Source organism: Microcoleus sp. OTE_8_concoct_300, from assembly GCF_031383065.1.
GTDB lineage: Bacteria > Cyanobacteriota > Cyanobacteriia > Cyanobacteriales > Microcoleaceae > Microcoleus.
The window spans coordinates 1-7,321 of the sequence record NZ_JANMZH010000037.1 but is presented as its reverse complement, the minus strand read 5'-3'; the positions used below and the strand labels follow the sequence as shown (position 1 = coordinate 7,321).

Here is a 7,321-nt window from a genome sequence, read left to right as displayed (position 1 = left end):
AAATGTCCTTTAAATAAATTTTTTGCTCGGGCACCTTCCCAAACCCACAAAAAAAAAAATTTCTTGTGGGTTGGCAATCTGCCCCGTCCTAGTTATTTTTGCAAGAGGTCTAATGCGGGGCTACCGTCAGGATGCTGTGCTGGCCTTGGGGCGGGATTTTTGGTTCAGCCGAGTTGTGGTATCGGATTGTGCGCACCGGCGACAAACAAGGAGTTTTGCAGGTGACGCCGTTTGTGGATTTTGGCAATGTTAGGACAAATAGCGGGGGAAGGGCGACTGTAGAAGCGGATTCTTTGCTGTCAGCGGGATTGGGGTGGCGGTGGCAGTACGGCCAGAGGTGGAATGCTCGCGGAGGCGGGGGAATTCCTTTGATTGGTCTTAAGTCGAGCGATCGAAGTTGGCAAGAGCGCGGGCTGTATTTTTCTGTAGAATTCAAACCTTTTTAGGAAAGCATTCCTTTTGCCTTTGGCGGAACTGAGCAATTCCGCTATATAGTAATAAGTATCATTTGGCACTCATCTGTAGCTGCCAAGAGTGTTTTTTACTGATAATCTTTAAATTAAACTATGTCTAAGGTGCGGTTGCTGCTTTTAAGTTCTTTTGCTTCCGGTTTTGGGCTTTGCTCAATCATTTTGGCGATATTTACGATGATTTCCCGACTGTCGTTTATGTCTTTTTTTACCTTTGTTTTAACTGTGGTATTTTTTGTAATTAATCTACTTTTTGCTTTGCATTATTATACATCGATTACAAAGCAGTTGAGTGTGAGAAGTAAAAGGAAAGCTAGAATTTAGCGCCTGTGAAGCAGAAGCGGACAAAGGCATGGAAAGTTTTTTATGGAATTTAAATAGAATCCAGGAAAACGCCTCTGGGTTAGGAAAACTATCTAACTGTAAGCCATAATTATTTAAGGTGTAATTATTTAGGAGGTGCGATCGTGGTTATTACTCAAACCAACCCGCCAAATCTTCCAGATGCGACAAAGACTCGCTTTACTCCAGATGAATACCGGGCGATCGAGGAAACGGCCGAAGAACGTCACGAATACTGTAACGGAGAGATTATCGTTATGTCAGGAGGTTCAGAAGCCCACAGCGCGATCGCCTGTAACTTGTTAATTTACTTGGGTTTTTTGTTGAGAGATACCGATTTTCGCTTGTATAACAGCGATTTGCGGGTTTGGATTCCCCAACATCGGTGCGGAACCTATGCTGATTTGATGGTCATCAATGGCGAACCAGAATTCAATGGCGATCGCACGGATGAAATTCTCAATCCTTTACTGATTGTTGAGGTTCTTTCGCCCTCTACTGAAGGCTACGATCGAGGTGAAAAGTTCAGAAAATATCGCTCTCTTGCTAGTTTTTGTGAATATTTGCTCGTCAGTCAAGCTGAACCCTATATTGAGCAATATTATAATGGCGATCGCCCAAGTAGCGAGCGCTGGCAATGGCAAGTTTGCGATCGGCTCGATCGGGCGATCGTCCTGCACAGTTTAAATATAGAACTTCCGATGTCGGAAATCTCTCGCCGGATTAATTTTTAAGGGCGATTTTTTAGAGGTTGAAATGGATTCTATTTAACGAGAAATATAAGTTTAGGAGAAAGCTATGGCTACTCTAATTCAAAACCAAAGGTCAAACCTCACTGAAAACCAAGTTGAAACCCCAGCGGAGCAAAAAATCTGGACTGATGCCGAATTCATGGCACTCAACCGAGATGGACATCGGTATGAAATTGTAAATGGAGAACTAATTGATATGGGAAACTCGGGTGCAAAACACGGTTATGTTTGCAGTATCTTGATGATTTTGCTCGGTGGGTATGTCCACATTCAAAAGCTAGGCGCGATGTTCGACTCCAGCACTGCTTTTAAGATGAAATCAGGAAACAAGCGATCGCCCGATGTTTCCTTCATGGCAAAAGAACGGCTACAAGGGCTAGATGATCTCCCCGATGGCTTCCTAGAAGGTGCGCCGGATCTTGCCGTAGAAATCCTTTCTCCTGGCAATACAGTGGCAGAAATTCACGACAAACTCGTAGAATATTTCGAGAATGGGGCGCGTTTAGTCTGGGTGATTCATCCTCAAGAACAGTATGTGTTAGTTTATCGATCGTCCCAAGAACCCGATCGCCTCCTCAAGTCTACTCAATCCCTAGATGGCGAAGAAATCGTCCCCGGTTTTACTCTCCCGATTGCGGAGTTATTTCAAAAACTGGCTTTTTAATCAAAGTGCGATCGTACTCAGGAAAATGGCGAGTAGTATTGATAATTTAACTTAGACAGCTAGTAAGACCGAATCCGAAAATTGCTGGTAATCAGCTAGTAATATAAAAATAACTTCTAGGAGGCTATAAAGATGACAAGCATATCCAACGAACAAACAGCTATCATCCGTACAGAAAGAGGACTGACGATCGCAGGTACGCGCATCACCATCTACGACATCATGGACTATGTGACGGCTCAATATCCACCTAAGTTTATCAGAGGATTGTTTGACCTTACAGAAGAACAAATTAATGTGGCTTTAGCTTATATTGAGGAAAATCGCGCCACCGTTGAAGCCGAGTATCAAATGGTGCTTAAGGAAGCTGAAGAACTGCGGCTGTACTATGAAGAAAAAAATCGCGATCTCATTGCCCGAATTGCCACCCAACTACCCAAACCAGGAACCGAAGCTGCATGGGAAAAATTGCGAGCAGCCAAGGCAAAACGTGAGGCTAAAGCATGATTTTTTTGATAGATCATAATCTCAACGGACACGCCATAATTTTCTTGGGATCTATTGCTAATCAAGGTTGGCTTGATATCATCCCAATTCGTTTTGTGACCTTTGCACAAATGGAATTGCCCATCGATAGTGATGACAGAGTAGTTTGGCGACTTGCTCAAGAAAATCAGATGATTTTGCTGACAGCTAATCGCAGCATGAAAGGCAAGGATTCGTTGGAACAAGTAATGCGCGAAGAAAATACCCAGAATTCATTACCTGTGATTACTATTGGCAACGCTGATAAGCTGTCACGCATTTAAATTGCATATTCAGGGCGGGCGAGACGCCCACCCCACAAGACTTAGATTGTTTGTTGACATTCTATTTAAATGCTCAACAGCTTAGATTACTGAATGATTCGGAATATCGAGAACGTTGTGTTGAGCGTCTAATTGAGATTGTGCTTGGTATTAATGGCTATATGGGTGTAAGTCGGCTTTTCATCCCATAAAGTGGGGTCGAGGTTGTTGAAGAAGTGCGATCGCGCTGCTTCTGCTACTGGGTATAGTAGATGAGGGGCGATCGCAATTGGATTATCAACAGATGTAGGATGTGTCACCGGCAATAATTGATCGTTTTGGTAAAAAATTGCAAGGTGACGTACCCTACTACTATCACGACCACTAAAAGCTGAGATAATTTCTGGGATTCTGACGTACTCCATTTTGCCAGACGTCAAAATGTAAGTGAGATCCTGTTGACAATCCTGTGCTACCCATTTCACCTATCTTCGTGTCGTCATTAACCACATTCCCAACACTAACTGCAAAAATTGAGAGGTGTAAGTAGTGGGTTTTGAGACCACCACCACGATCGATGTCTATGTACTTACCACCGTACTGATCTTTACCAACAAACACTACATTTCCACTTCTTGCTGCTTCGAGGCGAGTTCCTGTAGATCGCGCTAAATCAATACCAGTATGACGTGAACCAAATTCTTGGCTGACCATGTAAGAACCTAAAGCTAGAGGGTTTCCCAAACAGGTGGCGGCGGCGAACTCGCACTAGTTTCCAGATAGGGAGACGAAAACATCACTATAACCAAAGCCAATCAAATCAGCCTTACCATCATTATTCACATCACCGGCTACACGGGGATAATTATTATTATCCGTCCAGCCACCTACATTTTTATTCAAGCCAATACTATAGGCAATAGCAGAGCCAAAAGTGCCATTGCCATTGCTCAAAGAGACAAACACGTCATTGTAACCAAAACCGATAATATCGGCCATATTATCACCATTCACATCCGCCAATAAACGGGGATAGTTATTGTTATCCGTCCAGCCGCCTAAAGTTTTCGTCAAGGGTGGAGAAGAGGCAATAGGATCGCCAAAAGTGCCATTAGTATTACCGAAGGAGACATAGACATCAGTGTACCCCAAGCCCACAATGTCAGCACTGCCATCACCGTTGACATCACCTGTCAAACGAGGATAGTTATTGTTATCCGTCCACCCGCCTCGAGTCTTTGTAAACCCAGGTGATGAAGTAACTACGCTATTGTAGGATTGCTCAACAGGGATAAGCTGATTATCAACAATAATAGTACCGGCATCATCCTCTGTGTGAATCCGCAGCAACTCTGGGTCACTTAGAGGTAAACCTAAGACAACCTGCTTAAACAACTCTCCCTCATCCCCAGAAGTATCCCCACCAGGATTGAGCAAAGTATCAAACTTGTGTCCTAGTTCCTCAAGCAGAACCTCTTGAACTTTCAGGCTGTCACCGCGCACCAAGGAATCTGATAAATAGATGGTGTTTGTAGCTTGGGAAAAAGCTCCCTGTGCCCCATTCATGGCTGCATCATTGACAATTTGCAGATGGGGAATTTGTTCAAAAATGCCTGCTGCGGAATTTTCAATTAATATATGAGCCGCGCTTGGATCGGTAATATCAAAGACTCGATCTAGTTTTTCTAAAGCAGTGGGCGAAGCGAAAAACTTTTGTAACTCCGATTTAGCACCAGTTAAGGCTATGTTGACTACATTTGAACTAACGGGCAAAATATTTATTGGATTGTTATCTTCCCAACTTGGTTGAGATTCGGGAAACAATAAATTGGACATAGTAATTGTGATTATTTTATGGCTTTAATAAATTTTATTTGATTGTCCTTAACTTTGGTCACTCAAAACGGTCGGATTTAGCACCCAATTTTTCTAACCATCCTGAACCAATTTAGTAGAATTTAGTAGGATTCGGTTGACAAAGTAGGATTTGGTATAATATAGTACACTCAATATCTCTTTGTATCTACTCATGAAGAATGTTGAAGATGTTGTACAGTGGGTGAATAATTTGATTGTTGACAAAACTGGAGAACATCTCACACCTATACAGGAAGCAATACTGACGGGTGTTTGGCAAAGGCAAAAATATCCTCAAATAGCTAAAGAGTTTAATTGTAGTGAATCTCACGTTAAAAAAGAAGCGGCTAAGTTATGGGAAAAGTTGCGTGAAGAATTAGGAGAAGACCTTAATAAATTTAATTTTCGTTCCAAGTTAGAGAAAAAGCATATAGTTTCTAACATTTCTCATTTGCATGACTCTTTATTACAAATTGATAATGTTATTTGTGGTCAATTTATACAAACTATTAAAGATACACAAAACCGATCGCCCTCACCCCCTGACTCTCCCCAAAATAAAGAGCGATCGCCCATAATCAATTTAACAGAAGCACCCGAATTCCCTTACTTTTACGATCGCACCTCAGAACTCTCCACCCTCAAACAATGGATTTTACAAGCCCACACCCGCTTGATTACCATCTACGGCTTAAGTGGAATTGGCAAAAGTGCGATCGCCCTCAAACTCATCGAACAAACTCAAACCGAATTTGATTATATTATTTGGTTAAGCCTCACCAACACACCCACACTTTCAACCCTCCAAACCGAACTCAAGCAATTTTTTGGGCGATCGCAACAACCCCCATTACCCACAATCATCGATTATTTCCGATCTTCTCACTGTTTAGTAATCCTTGATGACGTACAGAATATTTTTAAAAGCAATCAATTAGCAGGTCAATATTTAACAGACTATGAAGACTACGGCAAATTTTTCAAACAAATTGCCACATCCTCTCATCAGAGTTGTTTAATCCTCCTCAGTTGGGAAAAACCCAGAGAAATTACTGCTTTAGAAGCAGTAAACCGACCCGCACGAACTTTACACCTCAAAGGGTTAGGGGAACAATCGACAGAAATTCTTATAGAAAAAGAATTGACAGATGAGGAAAAATGGTCAGACTTGATCGCCCTTTATCAAGGTCATCCTTCCTGGCTAAATATCATCGCTTCAACCATTGTCGAATTATTTGACGGTAGCGTTTCCCAGTTTTTAGCAGATGAAACAGATATATTTTTAGGTGACTTAGAACCCCTTTTAGAATCTCACCTAGAGCGTTTATCAGACTCAGAAAAAAAGGTTTTATACTGGTTAGCCAGTCAAAATGAAGCTGTAGATATTTTACGACAACCTACTGATAGTGACTTATCCCAATCAGAATTTTGGCAAGCAATACAATCTTTAGCGCGGCGCGGCTTAGTGGAAAAAGTGTTAGTAGGAGGGCGATCGATGTTTCTTCTCAATCCCGTATTCAAAGCATACATTCAGTGCAAGTTAAATCTTATATAAGCTCTGGGTAATTTCACCCGATCGCAACCCAATTAAACCACAGAATTACTCGGATCAATTTCTACAACGATCGCATAAAAGCATTCACCGCATCATATTGGTCTGCCATCCGCGAATAAAACTCGATCGATCGCAAATCCAAATCCGGCAACAGTTCGCTCTTACTAACCAACTCATATCCCGTTGGACGCAAGCAATAAACCGAAATTACACCATCCTCCCAAAACCAAACCTCCTGCACTCCCACCCGACGATATATCTCCAGCGTATCAAGTCCACCACTCGTCACTGTCACCTCGATCGCCAAATCTGGAACCGACTTGCGCGTACCCAAACAATAAGACTCATCTGGTTCTTTCCGTGCACCCAAGTCCTTCATCCCGATGGTTGTACTGCCGCGCCCGTAGAAACGGATGTTTCTCATCCGCATATAAATTTCTAAAAGCTGGCCTAAAGTGTTTTTAGGTTCTTCGTCGGCCTCAGATAAAGGAGCCATAATTTCTAAACACCCATCCAAATAAGTTAAACGCGCCCCGGTTCCTGCCAAATCTGCATCCAAATTTTCCAGAGTCTCCCATGTCACGTTTGACAGGAAGGCTGCACCTGTACCCAATCCTGCTTTAGAAATTGCGACAACCATCTGACTTACCTTTTACGATCATTTTTCCATAATATACGACTTCAAAAAGTTGGAGTCTGTAGTCAACTGTTGACTGTTGACTGTTGACTGTTAGCCGAGAAAAATATTTTTCCCCAAACAAAAAGCGCCCCTATTTCTAGGAGCGCTTTTTGTTTATCAAAAACTAAAACTTAGCCGTTGATAGAAGGAGCAACCATTGCTACTGGGGTGACTTCACCAGCAGCCAAGTCAAGAGGGAAGTTGTGAGCATTGC

The 7,321-nt window shown here is 42.4% G+C and carries 10 protein-coding genes and 1 pseudogene; 6 read left to right on the top strand and 5 right to left on the bottom strand.

Annotation, left to right across the window (positions count from 1 at the left end):
* Positions 1–131 precede the first annotated feature (131 nt).
* The 5 genes from ACUVJL_RS02090 (at position 132) to ACUVJL_RS02070 (ending at position 3,037) form a co-directional block, all read left to right on the top strand.
* Positions 132–446, top strand: coding sequence for a hypothetical protein (locus tag ACUVJL_RS02090; RefSeq protein WP_445244329.1), 315 nt, complete (start codon positions 132–134; stop codon positions 444–446).
* Between the two features lie 491 nt (positions 447–937).
* Positions 938–1,546 carry a Uma2 family endonuclease gene (locus ACUVJL_RS02085; RefSeq protein ID WP_445244328.1) on the top strand — a complete coding sequence of 203 codons (609 nt, stop codon included), beginning with the start codon at positions 938–940 and terminating at the stop codon, positions 1,544–1,546.
* A 64-nt stretch (positions 1,547–1,610) separates the two neighbouring features.
* Positions 1,611–2,228: a Uma2 family endonuclease gene (locus ACUVJL_RS02080; protein ID WP_445244327.1), complete on the top strand. Its 618-nt coding sequence runs from the start codon at positions 1,611–1,613 to the stop codon at positions 2,226–2,228.
* A gap of 132 nt (positions 2,229–2,360) precedes the next feature.
* Positions 2,361–2,735, top strand: a complete 375-nt coding sequence (locus tag ACUVJL_RS02075; RefSeq protein ID WP_445244326.1) for a DUF433 domain-containing protein — start codon at positions 2,361–2,363, stop codon at positions 2,733–2,735.
* Positions 2,732–3,037 (top strand): ACP S-malonyltransferase, encoded by a 306-nt coding sequence (locus ACUVJL_RS02070; RefSeq protein WP_445244325.1) that lies wholly within the window; start codon positions 2,732–2,734, stop codon positions 3,035–3,037. The genes ACUVJL_RS02075 and ACUVJL_RS02070 overlap by 4 nt, the downstream gene beginning before the upstream one ends.
* A gap of 128 nt (positions 3,038–3,165) precedes the next feature.
* On the opposite strand, the gene ACUVJL_RS02065 is transcribed toward ACUVJL_RS02070, so the two are convergent.
* From ACUVJL_RS02065 to ACUVJL_RS02055, 3 genes are all read right to left on the bottom strand, one after another.
* Positions 3,166–3,336, bottom strand: coding sequence for a hypothetical protein (locus ACUVJL_RS02065; RefSeq protein ID WP_445244324.1), 171 nt, complete (start codon positions 3,334–3,336; stop codon positions 3,166–3,168).
* A 64-nt stretch (positions 3,337–3,400) separates the two neighbouring features.
* Positions 3,401–3,730, bottom strand: a complete 330-nt coding sequence (locus tag ACUVJL_RS02060) for a M23 family metallopeptidase (protein ID WP_445244323.1) — start codon at positions 3,728–3,730, stop codon at positions 3,401–3,403.
* 54 nt (positions 3,731–3,784) lie between these two features.
* Positions 3,785–4,852, bottom strand: a complete 1,068-nt coding sequence (locus ACUVJL_RS02055; RefSeq protein ID WP_445244322.1) for an FG-GAP repeat domain-containing protein — start codon at positions 4,850–4,852, stop codon at positions 3,785–3,787.
* A 193-nt stretch (positions 4,853–5,045) separates the two neighbouring features.
* On the opposite strand from ACUVJL_RS02055, the gene ACUVJL_RS02050 reads away from it, so the two are divergent.
* Positions 5,046–6,428 (top strand): AAA family ATPase, encoded by a 1,383-nt coding sequence (locus tag ACUVJL_RS02050; RefSeq protein WP_445244321.1) that lies wholly within the window; start codon positions 5,046–5,048, stop codon positions 6,426–6,428.
* A gap of 61 nt (positions 6,429–6,489) precedes the next feature.
* Here the strand turns inward: ACUVJL_RS02050 and ACUVJL_RS02045 are convergent, their stop codons facing one another.
* Complete coding sequence (locus ACUVJL_RS02045) at positions 6,490–7,068, bottom strand: Uma2 family endonuclease (protein WP_445244320.1); 579 nt, start codon at positions 7,066–7,068, stop codon at positions 6,490–6,492.
* Between the two features lie 170 nt (positions 7,069–7,238).
* Positions 7,239–7,321: pseudogene (locus tag ACUVJL_RS02040) on the bottom strand (photosystem II protein D1); the annotation flags it as partial.

What these genes read in the sequence shown, in the direction of transcription:
- ACUVJL_RS02070 (WP_445244325.1), top strand. Translation starts at nt 2,732, where the DNA reads ATGATTTTTTTGATAGATCATAATCTCAACGGACACGCCATAATTTTC.
- ACUVJL_RS02045 (WP_445244320.1), bottom strand. Translation starts at nt 7,068, where the DNA reads ATGGTTGTCGCAATTTCTAAAGCAGGATTGGGTACAGGTGCAGCCTTC.
- ACUVJL_RS02055 (WP_445244322.1), bottom strand. Translation starts at nt 4,852, where the DNA reads ATGTCCAATTTATTGTTTCCCGAATCTCAACCAAGTTGGGAAGATAAC.
- ACUVJL_RS02050 (WP_445244321.1), top strand. Translation starts at nt 5,046, where the DNA reads ATGAAGAATGTTGAAGATGTTGTACAGTGGGTGAATAATTTGATTGTT.
- ACUVJL_RS02090 (WP_445244329.1), top strand. Translation starts at nt 132, where the DNA reads ATGCTGTGCTGGCCTTGGGGCGGGATTTTTGGTTCAGCCGAGTTGTGG.
- ACUVJL_RS02060 (WP_445244323.1), bottom strand. Translation starts at nt 3,730, where the DNA reads ATGGTCAGCCAAGAATTTGGTTCACGTCATACTGGTATTGATTTAGCG.
- ACUVJL_RS02075 (WP_445244326.1), top strand. Translation starts at nt 2,361, where the DNA reads ATGACAAGCATATCCAACGAACAAACAGCTATCATCCGTACAGAAAGA.
- ACUVJL_RS02080 (WP_445244327.1), top strand. Translation starts at nt 1,611, where the DNA reads ATGGCTACTCTAATTCAAAACCAAAGGTCAAACCTCACTGAAAACCAA.